The sequence below is a fragment of the Exiguobacterium sp. s34 genome (assembly GCF_018617435.1).
GTDB lineage: Bacteria > Bacillota > Bacilli > Exiguobacteriales > Exiguobacteriaceae > Exiguobacterium > Exiguobacterium aestuarii.
The window spans coordinates 536,060-551,241 of record NZ_JACSKE010000002.1 but is presented as its reverse complement, the minus strand read 5'-3'; the positions used below and the strand labels follow the sequence as shown (position 1 = coordinate 551,241).

Genomic DNA, 15,182 nt, shown 5'->3' with positions numbered 1-15,182 from the left:
TCATCGGAGTCTTCGTCTAACAAATGCATGTACGAAAAAAGAGCCTCGTCGAACGAGACTCTTAATTGGCCATCCGTTTCCGTTTTTTCACGAACGAAAAGGCGATGAATAAGACATAGAACGGCACCGCGATAAACCAGAATGTCGGCCACTCTTTCCAACGTGCGAACATCATGTACGTCACGTAGACGAGACTGATCGTGATGATAAAGGAGTGGCGTGGCAATGGCACATCTTTAAAACTCGGGATGCGGACGCGGCTGACCATCAAAAGGGCGAGCCCTGTAAAGAAAATTGGCGTCAATAGTTCGCTGACGCGGTCACCGAACGTCGTGATGACAGCGAGAAGTCCACCAGCGGCCGTGATCGGCACACCAGAGAAGTAACTCGCCGCAACGTTTGTCGCAGACAAGTTGAAACGGGCGAGACGGTATGCACCGAATAGCGGGAACAGTGCCGCAAAAAACAATCCATAATTGCCGTAATCAATGAAAAACGTATAGTAGGCGAGCATCGCTGGTGCGACACCGAACGTGACGATGTCAGCGAGCGAGTCTAGCTCTTTCCCGAAGTCCCCAGCGACTCCGAGCATACGGGCGAGGCGCCCGTCTAAACTGTCGAGCATCATCGCGATGATGATTAACAGTGTGGCGTTTGAAAAGTCACCACGTGCGGCGTAGACGATTGCGACGACCCCACAAAATAAGTTTCCGAACGTAAAGGAGTTTGGGACCCACGAACGGATGCGTTCTTTCCACATAATTATGCCCCCAGTAAGGTCATTGGCTAAACCAGCGACCGTTTGTGAATTGCAGTAAATCTTCTGGCTTCAACTCGAGTTGATAGCCACGTTTCCCAGCAGAGATGGTGATTGTCTCTTTTTCTTTGGCTGCTTCATGCACATACACCGGAAAAGGTTTCTTCGCTCCGATCGGAGAGACACCCCCTCGGATATACCCGGTCAGAGCTTCGAGCTCTTTCATCGGGACAGGGGCTGCTTTTTTCGCTCCCCAAGCTTTCGCGGCTGCCTTCAAATCGATATCACGCTCTCCGGAGATGAGAAAGAAGGCGTATTGTTTTTTCTCGTTCATGAGACAAATCGTTTTGTATAGTTCATCGAGCGGTTTCTGCAATGTCATCGCCACGTGTTTGGCGGAGACGTCAGACTCATCGACTTCATACGTATGATAGGTGAACGGAATCTTCTTTTGTTTCAGTTGCCGAGCGGCGTTTGTCAGTTGCATCTGACTCATCCTTTCGTGACCGACTCCTTTTAGAATAGCAAATCAACCAACTGCCCGGCAATTGAACTTCAAAAAACTTTTCAGTAAAGGAAGGAGTTTGACGGAATGACGAAGAAATGAACAGTGATTCATTTTAAAGGGGGAATGAAAGTGGAGACGATTCAATTGACGACACACAATGGGGTAGGGTGGTTAAAACTGAACCGCCCGGAAAAGCTGAACGCCTTGAACGAGACGTTGCTTCGCGAAATGAAAACGGCAATCGATGAATTTGAACAGGACGACGCGGTTCGCATCATCGTCCTTGTCGGTGAAGGCCGGGCGTTCTCATCTGGGCAAGATTTAACGATTGAGAGCGATGCAGATTACGGGGAATATTTAGAAGATGTGTATCATCCACTCGTGCGGGCGCTTTTCTCGAGCCGTAAACCAATCATCGCGGGGATTCATGGCGTCGTCGCAGGGGCGGGGCTTAGTTTGGCACTTGCGGCAGACGTTCGAATTGTCGCCAAATCGACGAAGTTCAGTTCAGCCTTCATTAAAATCGGTTTGGTCGCGGATGCGGGCGGACCATATCACTTGCGCCGTCTCATGCGAGACGATCTCGCTTTAGATTGGTTATGGAGTGGCAGTACCATCGATTCAGAAGCGGCGCATACGTTCGGACTCGTCACAGAGCTCGTGGAAGATGCGATGTATACGGAACGATTGACATCATACGCGGAGACGCTTGCTGCAAAATCACCAGTCGCCGTCCAAGGGATGAAGGCGCTCATGCGAGCTGCTTCGTTTGAAGAGGGACTGAGTGAGGAAATCGAATGGCAACGGAAGTGTGGGGACACAGACGTTCACCGCCAGGCGATGCAGGCATTCTTAATGAAATAAAAAAAGCGGCCGCGGCCGCTTTTTTACGTGGTTGTTTTTGCTTCGAACTGGAAGCCTTTTTGTTGCCACGTCCCATATTTCCAACGGCGGAACGCGAAGAAACCGCGGAACCATTCATCAAGAGAGAAGGCGAGCCAAATCCCGAGGATGCCGAGTCCCATTTGAAGACCGAACAAGTAACTGAACGCCACGGCGACGCCCCACATCGAAGCGATTCCGATCATGACCGGGAAACGGACGTCCCCAACGGACTTCAATGACCCCATCAACACGATGTTCATGGCGCGACCCGGTTCTAAAATGAGCGTTGCCCATAAGATTGGCACGCCGACCGCGATAATATCAGGGTTTGAGGTGAACAGCCCAAGTAGCGACTCGCTGAATACCGCCAAACCAAGAGAGGCGACGAACGAGGCGAACATGGCAATTTTCAACGTTTTGACGGCGCGATGATACGCCTCTTTGAAACGTTTGCCTCCGATATCTCGAGCGATCAGGAGTTGCGTCCCTTGTGCGACAGCGACGGTGAACAAGAAAGCGAGCATCGACAAGTTCATCACATATACGCGAGCAGCAAGGGAAGCCTCGCCCATCGTCGCGATGAATCCCGTGATGATGATTTGTGATGCCTGATACGATAAGTTCTCCCCAGCAGAAGGGACGCCGATTTGGAGGAGCGACTGAATGTCGTCTTTCTTCGGACGAATCACTTCTTTTAATGGGAAGCGGATCATAAGCTTCCGTTTGACGAGCCAGAACAACAGAATCATGGCAGCGAATCGTGCAATCACGATGGCCCAGGCGACACCGGCAACACCAGTGACCGGAAGTCCGAACAAGCCGGTAACGGCAAAGATGGCACCGACGGCAGTGATAATATCAATCAACAACGTTGCGAGCATGGCGTGTTTCGTCATACCGTGACTCCGGAGGATTGAGCTGAGCGCCATGATGAGTGCTTCGGTGAATAACGACAAGCCGACAATTTGTAGGAACAACAAACCGTGTGCGAACAATTCGTCCGATAGACCGAATAGGCGTAAGAACGTCTCACCGAACAAGAAGATGACGACGACCATGATTGCACCGAGCCACATATTCAAACTGACAGCGGAGCGGGCGAAGTCCCGACTCTTCTTCATGCGCCCTGCCCCGATGGCCTGACCAATCAAGATGGTCGCGCCGACAGACGTCACACTAAAGACAATCAAGAACACGTTTAAAATTTGGTTGGCGACCCCGACGGCCGAAGCGGCGGCGTCTGAGTAGTGTGCGAGCATCAATGTGGCGATGATCCCGGTTCCCATATGGAGGGCAAGCTCGATGAAAATCGGCCACGACAGTTTGAACAGGGTGAGCTGTTCCGTTTGTTTCGTCTGCATGTAGTGTATTCTCCCTTTTCTCTATAATTCTTTCTGTTAACTATTTGTTTTATAAAAATGTCAAAGGTCATCTTACTCCTTATAAAATGAAAAAGATAGGGGGTTTGCTAAATTATTTTCAACAAAAAAATCACCCGAAGAAATCAGGTGATTTTCGAAATTATTTCAATTTCAGAATAGCTGCACTAAATGGTGCCAGTTCGATTTCGAGTGACTCGAGATTGCGGTCGTGTAACAAATCATAGGCGGCGCCACGATAACCGAGCGGACTTAGTTTCGAAGTGGAGTCCGAGTTGTTGAAGTAGACCAAGTACGTCTCATCTTTCGTGCATCGCTCGATGATGACGGCGTTGTTGGCATCGTCAACCAAGTTGAAACGATACGAGCCAGCGTTCGCGAGCACGGGATGGTCTTTTCGTAGCTGGATAAGCTTTTGGATGTAGCGGAAGAGGTTCCGGTCTTCAACGGATTCGTCCCATGGCATACAGCGACGGCATCCTGGGTCTTGTTCGCCTTCGAGTCCGATTTCGTCTCCGTAGTAAATGCATGGGCTACCAGTATATGTGAGCATCGAGGTCATCAAAAGCTTGAACTTTCCTTTATGACCTTTCGCCCGAGTCAACGCACGTGGTGTGTCGTGTGAGTCAATCAAGTTGAACGTGACTTCGTTGACGTTCATCGTGTTCATCATCTCGACACGCGTCAATTCATTACGGAACTCAGAAGCGGTCGTCCGGTCGAGCGCAAAATAGTTCAAGCTCGCGTTCGTGAACGGGTAGTTCATAACAGCGTCGAACTGGTCACCTTGTAGCCAAGGCTGCGAATCGTGCCAGATTTCCCCGAGGATATAAGCTTCTGGGTTCGCTTGTTTAACTGCCTTGCGGAAGTCACGCCAGAACGCATGGTCGACTTCGTTGGCGACGTCAAGACGCCACCCGTCGATCCCGAACTCTTCGACCCAGTAACGGGCAACATCTAATAAGTAAGCTTTTAATTCTGGATGCTCCGTATTAATCTTCGGCATGTTCTTCTCGAACGCGAACGTATCATAGTTCGGCTTCGGTTCTGTGACAACCGGGAAGTCGCGAAGATAGAACCAGTCGCGGTACTCAGAAGACGGACCGTTCTCGACGACATCTTGGAACCACGGGTGATGGTATCCGATATGGTTGAAGACGGCGTCGAGCATCACTTTGATGCCATTGTCGTGTAAGAGGTCGACCATCTCTTTGAACTTCTCTTTCGTCCCGAACTGTGGATCGATTTCCATATAGTCGAGCGTGTCGTACTTATGGTTCGTCGTCGCTTTAAAGATTGGACAGAAATAGACTCCGGTAATGCCGAGCTCGACTAAGTGGTCAATATGGTCGATCACCCCTTGGAAATCGCCACCGAAGAAGTTGGTGATCGTTGGCTCTGTCGAGTTCCATGGAAGCGTGCCTTCTGGATTGAGTGAAGCATCTCCATTTGCGAAGCGGTCCGGGAAGATTTGATACCAAACCGTATCTTTCACCCAAGAAGGTGCATGGAAGATATCAACGGGATTGATGAACGGGACGCAGAAGTAATAGCCCGTATCATCGAGTGGTTTTTCCTCGAACCATCCTTTTTCGGTATAGACGGCCGTCTCTTGTCCGTCATTCAGACGGAATCCGTAGCGAAGGCGACGGAATGGAGGCTTAACTGCAATAAACCAGTAGTCATAGGCGTCGTCAAAACCGATTTTCTCCATTGGAGTCTCGTATGTACGCCAGTAACTCGGTTTGTCCGGATCAAAGTTCCACATCGCCGGGTCTTCAGAATGCCAATCGTATGGGTCGTTCCAAATCAAATCGACCGATTCGATATCGCCACGCTTCGTATGGAAACGAATGTGGATCGTCTCACGATCATATTTGTAAACGAACGGGGACATGGCACGATGATAAATCGCTTCTTTCATCATAAGGAAAACATTCCTTTCTTTATAGGGGATGACATCATTTTACAACACTGTGAATCAAAGAGAATAGGTGTTGCGAAAACGTTTGCTCAAGCAAAGGGTAATAAAGCGTTTACATTTTGTCAATTGCTGAAACTCATAAAAAGTGAGGAATTAAGAACAAAATTTTATAAATTACATAAATGGGTCAACAGACGTAAAAAAAGTGTAAAAAAAGACTTGTAAAACGCTTTCACAACTGTATAATAAAAATTGAGGTGAGGATGCAAACGTTTTCACTACCGTGTCAATTTCGTAGCGGAGTTTTAAAATTGACGTGGTCGTGCGATTGCGCAAATCTGACCATACTATTTCCTTGGGGAGGTTTTTCATCATGAAGATGAAAAAAATGGTAGCAGGACTTTCAACAGCAGTATTCGCATTCGGTGCACTTGCTGCATGTGGTGGCGGAACAGACAACGGATCTTCTAACGAAGGTGGTTCTTCAAGCGAGAACAAACCTGAAAAGATCGTCATCTGGGAAGACATCGAAAAGTCTGAAACAACGAAAGAAGTTGCGAAGGCGTTCGAAGAAGAGCATGGCGTAAAAGTTGAAGTCGTTGAAGTACAGATGACGGATCAAAAAGACAAGCTCGCGCTTGACGGTCCAGCTGGTAAAGGTCCAGACATCGTTCTCGTACCACACGACCAAATCGGTACAATCGCTGACCAAGGTCACTTGGCTCCGATCGCTGACGAAGGATCACTTGATGCATTCACAGACGCTGCGAAATCAGCTGTTATGTTCGATGGTCAAGCTTACGGATATCCTAAATCAGTTGAGACACCAGTTCTCATGTACAACAAAGACTTGATGTCTGAAGCTCCAGCATCTATGGACGACCTTTACAAGTTGTCAAACGATGTAAAAGCTGACGGTCAATACGGATTCCTCGCACTTTGGGATAACTTCTACTTCGCACACGGTGTTGTCGCTGGATTCGGCGGATACGTGTTCAAAGAAGACGGTGGCGCACTCGACCCATCTGACATCGGTTTGAACAACGAAGGCGCAGTTGAAGGATTCGAATACATCGGTAAATGGTACGAAGAAGGCCTCTTCCCTAAAGGATTGATCGGTGAGTCTGGTGGCCAGGCGATGGACCAACTCTTCACTGAGAAGAAAGCTCATTCAGTCATGAACGGACCTTGGGCTGTAGCTGGTTACACAGATGCAGGCGTGAACCTCGGAGCGGCTCCAATGCCAACACTTCCGAACGGTGAGCCAATCAAGACGTTCATGGGTGTGAAAACATATGCCCTTTCAGCTTACACAGAAAACCAAGAGTGGGCTGAAATGTTCCTTCAAGAGTTGACGAATGAAGAAAACGCATTGGCAATGTTTGAAGCTTACAACGAGATCCCACCAGTAGCAGCACTCGAGTCGAACGAGACAATCACGTCGAACGAAGTTGCGAAAGCGGTATTCGATCAAGCAACAAACGCAATCCCAATGCCGAACATTCCTGAAATGGGACAAGTTTGGGAGCCAATGGCACAAGCACTTCAGCTTGTAGCGACTGGTAAACAAGATGCACAAAAATCTGCAGACGATGCAGTGAAAGTCATCGAACAACAAATCCAAGCAAACAACCAATAAGGAATTGAAATGACGGGGTGCGCCATATGGCGTTCCCCCTCATTTTCTAGCATTGAGCAAACGTTTGCTTGATTGATTTGCTCAAATCGAAAGGAGAAACTGAGGATGGCTGCAATTGCGAACCCTAAAACACCGGACCAACGCCCGGACAAGCCTACAAACCATGCTCGGAACGCGGGACTACTTTCCATCATTCCGGGACTCGGACAGTTATACAATAAACAATACGCGAAAGCGGTAGCGTTCTTTATCGTCGTCGTATCATATTTTGCCGTAAACTATGATCTATTTTTCAAAGGGGCGGGCGCCGGACCAGGTGACCGTGGAGGACTTTGGGGATTGATCACGCTTGGTGAAGTGCCAGGACCTCGTAACGACCACTCCATCTTCTTGATGGTCGAGGGGATTGTCGCGTTAATTTTACTTTTCTTCGGAATCGCGTTCTATGTTTGGAACATTCGTGACGCCTATCGTGTCGGTCGCGCTCGTGATCAGCATCTAAACCTTCCATCGTTCCAAATGCAACTTCGCAACTTGCGTGACCATGGATTCCCATACTTAATGTTAATCCCATCACTCATTTTGTTAGTGTTTACAGTTATTCTTCCATTGATCTTCACGTTCTTGATCGCCTTCACGAACTATCGCTACAACAACGCACCACCAGCGAAACTCGTCGAATGGGTCGGATTCGAGAACTTCACGCGTATTTTTGAAATCGATATCTTCCGTGACACGTTCGTCGGGGTACTCGGCTGGACGCTTGTCTGGACGGTCGCTTCAACGACAGGGGTCATCGCAATCGGGATCTTCCTTGCGGTGCTCTTGAACCAAGAGGGTCTACGTTTCCGTCGCTTGTTCCGCTCAATCTTAATTTTGTCTTGGGCAGTTCCGGCATTCATCACGATCTTGATCTTCCGTTCGATGTTCAACGAATCGTTCGGGGTGTTCAATACGACGATCTTACCGGCACTCGGTCTTGACCCAGTCAACTGGATGACCGATCCGACAGCAACACGAACAGCACTCGTTCTCATTCAATGGTGGCTCGGATTCCCGTTCATCATGACGCTCATGACAGGGGTTCTTCAATCGATTCCTGGTGACTTATATGAAGCAGCGACGATTGACGGAGCAACCATCTTTGATAAGTTCCGCTTGATCACATTGCCGATGCTCTTGTTCGCAACAGCACCGATCTTGATCACGCAGTTCACGTTCAACTTCAACAACTTTAACATCATCTATCTCTTTAATGGCGGTGGCCCTGCTGTACCTGGACAAACGGCCGGCGGTACCGACATCTTGATTTCTTGGATTTACAAATTGTCTCTCGGTGCCAACCCGCAATACGGACTTGCGGCTGCGATCACACTTATCTTGTCATTCTTCATCATGACGCTTGCCGTGATCCAATTCCGTCGGACAAAATCTTTCAAAGACGAGGATATGATCTGATATGAAAAAACAAAAACGAATCAATTTGGCGATCTCGTATGTCATCTTGACGCTTGCGTCGATCATCATTCTCTATCCGATGCTTTGGGTTGTCGGTACATCGTTCAACCCAGGGCGTACGATCACGTCAACGATTATTCCAGCGAACCCGACGTTTATTCACTATAAAAACTTGTTCGACCTAACGATTTCGGATTATAGTTTATGGTATGTGAACACGTTGAAAATCGCTTTCATCACGATGGCACTCTCTGTCGTCTTGGTGACGATTACTGGTTACGTCTTCTCACGCTATCGTTTCGTCGGACGGAAGAACTCACTCGTCTTGTTCCTCGTCCTTCAAATGGTGCCACAGTTCGTTGCGATCATCGCGATTTATGTATTGCTCAACATGCTCGGCCTTCTTGACACACATACAGCGCTCATCTTGCTCTATGCGGGTGGTGCGATTCCGATGAACACGTACTTGGCGAAAGGGTACTTCGACACGATTCCTAAAGAACTTGACGAAGCTGCTCGAATGGATGGTGCAGGTCACCTCCGAATCTTCTGGCAAATCATTTTGCCACTTGCGAAGCCGATTGTCGCAACGATTGCTCTCTTTAACTTCATGGGACCATTCAACGACTTTATCTTGGCATCGCTCGTCCTTCGTTCACCAGAGAAACAAACATTGGCAGTTGGTCTTTACAACATGATTTCGAAACAGTTCGATAACAACTTCACGTTGTTCGCGGCAGGTGCGGTTCTTTCAGCCCTTCCGATCGTCATCTTGTTCTTCATGTTCCAACGCTACTTCGTTTCTGGCCTTACAGCGGGTGGTACGAAAGGATAATACTCGTAAAAGGAGGAAGCGATATGAGGCGAGGCGTCGTGCTCGTGCTCCTGTCGCTTCTTTTGTTTCCGACCGTCGTCGGTGCAAAGGAAGCTGCTACTTGGGAACAAGAACGCATGTATTTTATTATGGTCGACCGATTTGTTGACGGAAATCCGGATAACAATGAGCAGGTCGACAAAGATGACCCGAAAGCATTTCATGGCGGAGACATCCGTGGGGTCATCGAGAAGCTCGATTATATCGAGTCACTCGGATTCACATCGATTTGGTTGACACCTGTTTTTGAAAATATGCCAGACGGCTATCACGGGTATTGGATTAAAGATTTTTATAACATCGACCCGCAATTCGGGACGAAAGAGGATTTGCAGGAACTCGTCGACGAGGCACACAAACGAGACATGAAAGTTATTCTCGACTTCGTCGTCAACCACGTCGGTCCAAACCATCCGTGGGTGGAAGAAAAGCCGGAATGGTTCCATGAACAGCTGCCGATCGTATTCTGGAAAGATCAAGAACAGGTCGAGACGCATTGGTTGTTCGATTTACCGGACTTCAAAACAGAAGACCCGGAAGTCAAATCGTATTTGATTGATGCGGCAAAGTATTGGATTGAAGAAACCGACATCGATGGCTATCGCCTCGACACAGTCCGTCACGTCGATAAGGCGTTCTGGAAAGACTTTGTCGAAGGTGTTCGGTCGGTAGACCCGGACTTTTACTTACTCGCCGAAGTGTTTGACCCGGACCCACAATACGTCGCGCAGTATGACGACCTCGGGTTCAACAGTATCACGAACTTTACATTTTATGATCGTGTCTCGAAAACGATGACGCAACAGCAGGCGAACGTTGATGAAATCGATGTTGCCGCAAGCTATGCCGAAACGTTCTTCAACGACCCGAACCAGATGGCGACGTTCCTCGATAACCATGATGTCGAACGGTTCATGCATATGGCCGAACTCGGTGGTGTGGAATCAGCGGAACGACGGTTACGCCTCGGGTTGTTCGCGCTTTATGCGTCACCGGGTATGCCGATCGTTTTCCAGGGAACAGAGAATGCTCAGACGGGCGGGGCCGATCCTGCGAACCGAGTGATGACTGAATTCCCGGGAAATGAAGAGTTACATGAATACGTCGCAACGATGAACCGCATGCGTGAGGAGTACCCGGTCTTTGCGACAGGTGAACAGCGCATGATTGCATCGGAAGACGGGATGGCCGTCTTTGAGCGTAAAGACGGAGATGACGTCGCATTATATGCGATCAACATGAACAGTGAGGATCGAGAGATTAAGATCGAGGTCAGTGAAATCGGGGAAGATACAAGACTTCGCGGTCTATTATTCTCACAACTGGTCACAGATCAACGCGGAACGTTTACAATTGAACTATCTGGTGAAAGTGCGAACGCTTACATCGTCGAGGAATCATCGGTAAATCCGTGGATGATGGGCTTACTCGTTGTCACGATTCCGATTTTCTTGACAGGTTTGGTCATGTGGAAGCGCCGCAAATAAAGATATGAATGGCCGAAAGGCACGAATTGAATTCACGGAAGCAGGGGGGAACACCATGCAAATCACAATTAAAGATGTTGCGAAGCATGCGAACGTCGCGCCGTCGACGGTATCTCGCGTCATCGCCAACAGCCCAAGAATTAGTCAAAAGACAAAAGAACGGGTCAGAAGCTCGATGGAAGAGCTCGGTTATCATCCAAACATCCATGCGAGAAGTCTCGCCAACCGCTCGACACAGTCGATTGGTCTCGTCATGCCGAGCGCGGCGACAAAGACTCTCCAAAACCCATTCTTCCCAGAAGTGCTACGAGGAATCAGCACGAAAGCGCACCAAAATGGTTATTCACTCTATATGACGACCGGTGTGACAGAGGAAGAAGTGTTGTCGGGTGTCATCGAGATGGTACAAGGACGCCGCGTCGACGGTGTCATCGTCCTCTATTCACGTGAAGACGACCAAGTCGTCCAATACTTACGACAAACGAAGTTTCCGTTCGTCGTGGTCGGGAAGCCGTTCGGGGACGCTTCTTCGATTACGTACGTCGATACGGACAACTACTTGGCTGGTCGTGAAGTGACGAAGCATCTCTATAACCTAGGGCATCGTCGCATCGCCTTCATCGGGGGATCGGACAAACTCGCTGTGACGCAAGATCGCCGTAACGGATACGCGACGGCTCTCATGGAGGCTGGCATTCCAGTAAGTGAAGACTATATCGCACGGGCTGAATTCATGACAAAAGGCGGGGCGAAGGCCGTTCGTGAGTTGCTTCAAAATGAAGAGCCGCCAACCGCGGTCGTCGTCAGTGATGACATGATGGCACTCGGTGTCATCAGTACATTGAGTGAGATGGGGCTCAAAATCCCAGAGGACGTAGCCGTCGTCAGTTTTAACAACGTCTATATCGCGGAGCACTCGAACCCGCCACTCACATCGGTCGAAATCAACATTTTCGGTCTCGGTTTTGAGGCGACGAACTGCTTGATTGAACAAATCAGCGATAATGCGCCACCTTACGGGAAGCGCGTCATCGTCCCGCACTATTTGGTCGTCCGCCAATCGTGTGGCCAGAAGAAGAGCAAGGTAACCGAGACATTAGAATCGAATTCCTGATTGTTTAGACGATCTCGCGAGAGCGAGGTCGTTTTTTGCATATCCGATTGATTGAATCATTTTGAAGTGGGGAACATCACTCACGAATGGATAAATCGAAAGGATGGATTGAGATGAGTCAGAGACGATTTGTTGGAACATATGATACGAAAGAAAGTTTGCTTTCTAAAATTAACGAACTGAATGAAAATGGCTACGATGAAGGAGAATTATATGTCGTGACCGAACAAGAAGACGCAGTCCACGTGCTCAAACGGGAGACGAACGTAAGCGTGGAAAACGTTGACACGTCTTGGTTAGACAACCTTCAAGACGATACACAAGGTAAAGATATGAAACAAGCGCTGAGTGACTTAGGCATTTCAGATGATGAGGTGAATCAGGCACACGAACAGATTAAAAAAGGTGGATATGCGCTCGTGATCGATGAACCAGATACGGGGTTCAATGATGGTCGGAGCGCTCTATTCGAAGGTCATGAGGCGAATGCGGCGTTCGGTGAGGGCGAAAAAAAGCATAAGTGAAGTTTGGATGAGACTGACTCTTCAAGAGGCAGTCTTTTTTGTCTAAAAATGTGACGAAAAAAAGAAAGAAAAAGTTTTATGCAAACGATTGCATTCTTTCTTCAGTTGTGTAAAATGAAAGGTGAGATTAAATACAGCGCTTTCATAGACAAACGGTTGCACGAACTTGTTGTCCGTCGAAGGTAGCCTTGTAGAGAAAAAGGAGTGGCAGACAGATGAAACGATTGTTTGCAGTCGATGAATGGAAAGTAACAGAAGAAGGTCTTCACCCGAAAGAAAACCGTCTTGCTGAATCGATCACATCGCTCGGTAACGGGCACATGGGGATGCGAGGTAATTTTGAGGAAGATTACTCGAATGATACGCACCAAGGATTCTATGTGGCGGGCGTCTATTACCCAGACAAAACACGTGTCGGTTGGTGGAAGAACGGATATCCTGAATACTTTGCCAAAGTATTGAATGCGACAAACGTCATCGGTCTACGTGTCGTCATCAACGGTACACCCGTCGATTTGGCGAAATGGGACGTGAAAGATTTTACACGTGAATTGGATATGCAGCGTGGTGTCCTCACACGGACGTTCACATTGATGAATGGTACAGAAGAGACAAAAGTAGAGGTCGTCCGTTTCTTCTCGATCGTTGACAAAGAAGTATTGGCGATTCGTTACAATGTCACACCGGTGAACTACGAAGCGAAAATCGAATTCACTCCATACTTAGACGGCGATGTCGTCAACGAAGATTCGAACTATGATGAGAAGTTCTGGCTCCCGGTTGACAGCGGCATCGAAGAACGATTTGGTTTCGTGACAACGAAGACGAAAAAACTCGATTGGCACGTCACGGCGTCGATGATTGCCGATGTAGAAGGTGCTCGTTGCGAAGTTCTCGAAGCGACAGACCTCTTCGTAGCGAACAAATTCACGGTCAGTGCGACTGCCGGCGAAACAGCGACAGCCTATAAATATGTATCTGTCGTGACGAACCGCGACCACGCGATTGACGACCTTCAGTCTGCAGGGATGACACGAGTCGAAGCGGCATTTGAGAAAGGTTTCGAGACGCTTCTCGCTGAACAGACGGAAGCATGGCTCGCACGCTGGGAAGATGCGGACGTTCGAATCGATGGAGATATCGAAGCACAACAAGGGATTCGTTTCAACATCTTCAACATGTACCAAACGTACACGGGCGAAGATTCACGCCTCAACATCGGACCGAAAGGGTTCACGGGAGAGAAATATGGTGGTGCGACGTATTGGGATACAGAAGCATACTGCCTCCACTTCTATTTGGCGACGACCAAACCAGAGGTCTCATGGAACTTGCTCAAATACCGTCACAACCAGTTACCACAGGCAAAAGAAAATGCTGTGAAGAATGTCGGTATGGAAGGTGCACTTTACCCGATGGTCACGATGAACGGGGAAGAGTGCCACAACGAGTGGGAAATCACACATGAAGAGATTCACCGTAATGGTGCGATTGCCCATGCCATCTTCAACTACACGAACTTCACAGGCGACAAGTCGTACCTTGGACAATACGGGCTTGAAGTATTGGTCGAGATCTCGCGTTACTGGGCTAGCCGCGTCAACTTTGTACCACACAAAGACGTGTATATGATCCTAGGCGTCACAGGTCCGAACGAATACGACAACAACGTGAACAACAACTGGTACACGAACTTGATCGCTGCGTGGACGCTCGAATATACGCAAGAAGTGTACAACTACTTGAAAGAAGCGGAGCCTGCACGTCTCGAAGAGCTCGTGTCGACGCTCGGCATCACGGACGCGGAACTCGCGAAGTGGGCAGATATCCAGACGAAGATGTACTATCCAAAAGATGACCTCGTGCCAGATGTCTTTATGCAACAGGATGGCTTCATGGATAAAGAACAAATCTTAGTGAAGGATCTCGATCCAAAACATCTTCCACTTAACCAAAACTGGTCGTGGGATCGTATTCTCCGCTCGAACTTCATCAAACAAGCGGACGTACTTCAAGGACTCTACACGTTCGGTGATCGCTTCACCATCGAGCAGAAACGTGCGAACTTTGATTTCTATGAGCCACGCACGGTTCATGAGTCGAGCTTATCACCATGTGTCTATTCAATCATTGCGGCAGAAGTCGGTTATGAGGATAAGGCGGTCGAATTGTATCAACGTTCGGCACGACTCGACCTCGACAACTACAACAACGATACAGAAGACGGCTTGCACATCACATCGATGGTCGGCTCATGGATGTCAATCGTTCACGGGTTCGCGGGTATGCGCATTCAAGAGGATAACCTTTCGTTCAGCCCGATGATTCCGAAGGACTGGAACGGCTACTCGTTCAACATGCTCTGGCGTGGTCATCACTTGACGGTCACATCATCGCGTGAACAAGTGACGATCAAACAAACAGGTGGTACAGATGTAACGCTTCATGTGTATGGAAATGCAGTAACGGTTCCTGCAAATGAATCGATTACAATCGAAACAGTGAAAGCGTGACCAATTGCTTCGTACGAACAAGCCGACCTCAGTCGGCTTGTTTTCGTATGAAAAACTTATCGGAATTCCTGCATATTTGCTGTATGCAGCATGAATAATCTATGTTATCTTGATTCTTAG

The 15,182-nt window shown here is 48.5% G+C and carries 12 protein-coding genes; 8 read left to right on the top strand and 4 right to left on the bottom strand.

Translation table 11 applies throughout. The annotated features are described in order from the left end of the window. Nucleotides 1-61: 61 nt before the first annotated feature. Entirely contained in the window at nucleotides 62-760 is a 699-nt protein-coding gene (pssA, locus tag KNO87_RS06450; RefSeq protein ID WP_214789647.1) for a CDP-diacylglycerol--serine O-phosphatidyltransferase, read from the bottom strand. Between the two features lie 19 nt (nucleotides 761-779). After that, the gene (gene ybaK / locus KNO87_RS06445) at nucleotides 780-1,244 is read right to left on the bottom strand and encodes a Cys-tRNA(Pro) deacylase (RefSeq protein ID WP_214794481.1); all 465 of its coding nucleotides are present in this window, start codon (nucleotides 1,242-1,244) and stop codon (nucleotides 780-782) included. Nucleotides 1,245-1,388: 144 nt separating this feature from the next. Between ybaK and KNO87_RS06440 the strand changes: the two genes are divergently transcribed. Then, nucleotides 1,389-2,129: an enoyl-CoA hydratase/isomerase family protein gene (locus KNO87_RS06440; protein WP_251126776.1), complete on the top strand. Its 741-nt coding sequence runs from the start codon at nucleotides 1,389-1,391 to the stop codon at nucleotides 2,127-2,129. A gap of 23 nt (nucleotides 2,130-2,152) precedes the next feature. Here KNO87_RS06440 and KNO87_RS06435 read toward each other — a convergent pair whose 3' ends face one another. Further along, entirely contained in the window at nucleotides 2,153-3,511 is a 1,359-nt protein-coding gene (locus KNO87_RS06435) for an MATE family efflux transporter (RefSeq protein WP_214794477.1), read from the bottom strand. 160 nt (nucleotides 3,512-3,671) lie between these two features. Then, a complete protein-coding gene (locus tag KNO87_RS06430; RefSeq protein WP_214794475.1) occupies nucleotides 3,672-5,456 on the bottom strand; it encodes a glycoside hydrolase family 13 protein in 1,785 nt (594 codons plus the stop codon). A 370-nt stretch (nucleotides 5,457-5,826) separates the two neighbouring features. Between KNO87_RS06430 and KNO87_RS06425 the strand changes: the two genes are divergently transcribed. The 7 genes from KNO87_RS06425 to KNO87_RS06395 all read left to right on the top strand — a co-directional run bounded on the left by KNO87_RS06425 (nucleotide 5,827) and on the right by KNO87_RS06395 (nucleotide 15,062). Next, nucleotides 5,827-7,092 (top strand): extracellular solute-binding protein, encoded by a 1,266-nt coding sequence (locus tag KNO87_RS06425; RefSeq protein WP_214789636.1) that lies wholly within the window; start codon nucleotides 5,827-5,829, stop codon nucleotides 7,090-7,092. Between the two features lie 105 nt (nucleotides 7,093-7,197). Beyond that, nucleotides 7,198-8,550, top strand: coding sequence for a sugar ABC transporter permease (locus KNO87_RS06420; protein ID WP_074032667.1), 1,353 nt, complete (start codon nucleotides 7,198-7,200; stop codon nucleotides 8,548-8,550). A 1-nt stretch (nucleotide 8,551) separates the two neighbouring features. Next, nucleotides 8,552-9,385 (top strand): sugar ABC transporter permease, encoded by an 834-nt coding sequence (locus KNO87_RS06415; RefSeq protein WP_214696113.1) that lies wholly within the window; start codon nucleotides 8,552-8,554, stop codon nucleotides 9,383-9,385. Between the two features lie 23 nt (nucleotides 9,386-9,408). Continuing rightward, entirely contained in the window at nucleotides 9,409-10,911 is a 1,503-nt protein-coding gene (locus tag KNO87_RS06410; protein ID WP_214794473.1) for an alpha-amylase family glycosyl hydrolase, read from the top strand. 55 nt (nucleotides 10,912-10,966) lie between these two features. After that, nucleotides 10,967-12,025: a LacI family DNA-binding transcriptional regulator gene (locus tag KNO87_RS06405; RefSeq protein ID WP_214789630.1), complete on the top strand. Its 1,059-nt coding sequence runs from the start codon at nucleotides 10,967-10,969 to the stop codon at nucleotides 12,023-12,025. 86 nt (nucleotides 12,026-12,111) lie between these two features. Beyond that, entirely contained in the window at nucleotides 12,112-12,549 is a 438-nt protein-coding gene (locus KNO87_RS06400; protein ID WP_251126758.1) for a YflT domain-containing protein, read from the top strand. A gap of 215 nt (nucleotides 12,550-12,764) precedes the next feature. Next, nucleotides 12,765-15,062, top strand: a complete 2,298-nt coding sequence (locus KNO87_RS06395; protein WP_214794471.1) for a glycoside hydrolase family 65 protein — start codon at nucleotides 12,765-12,767, stop codon at nucleotides 15,060-15,062. Nucleotides 15,063-15,182: the final 120 nt, after the last annotated feature.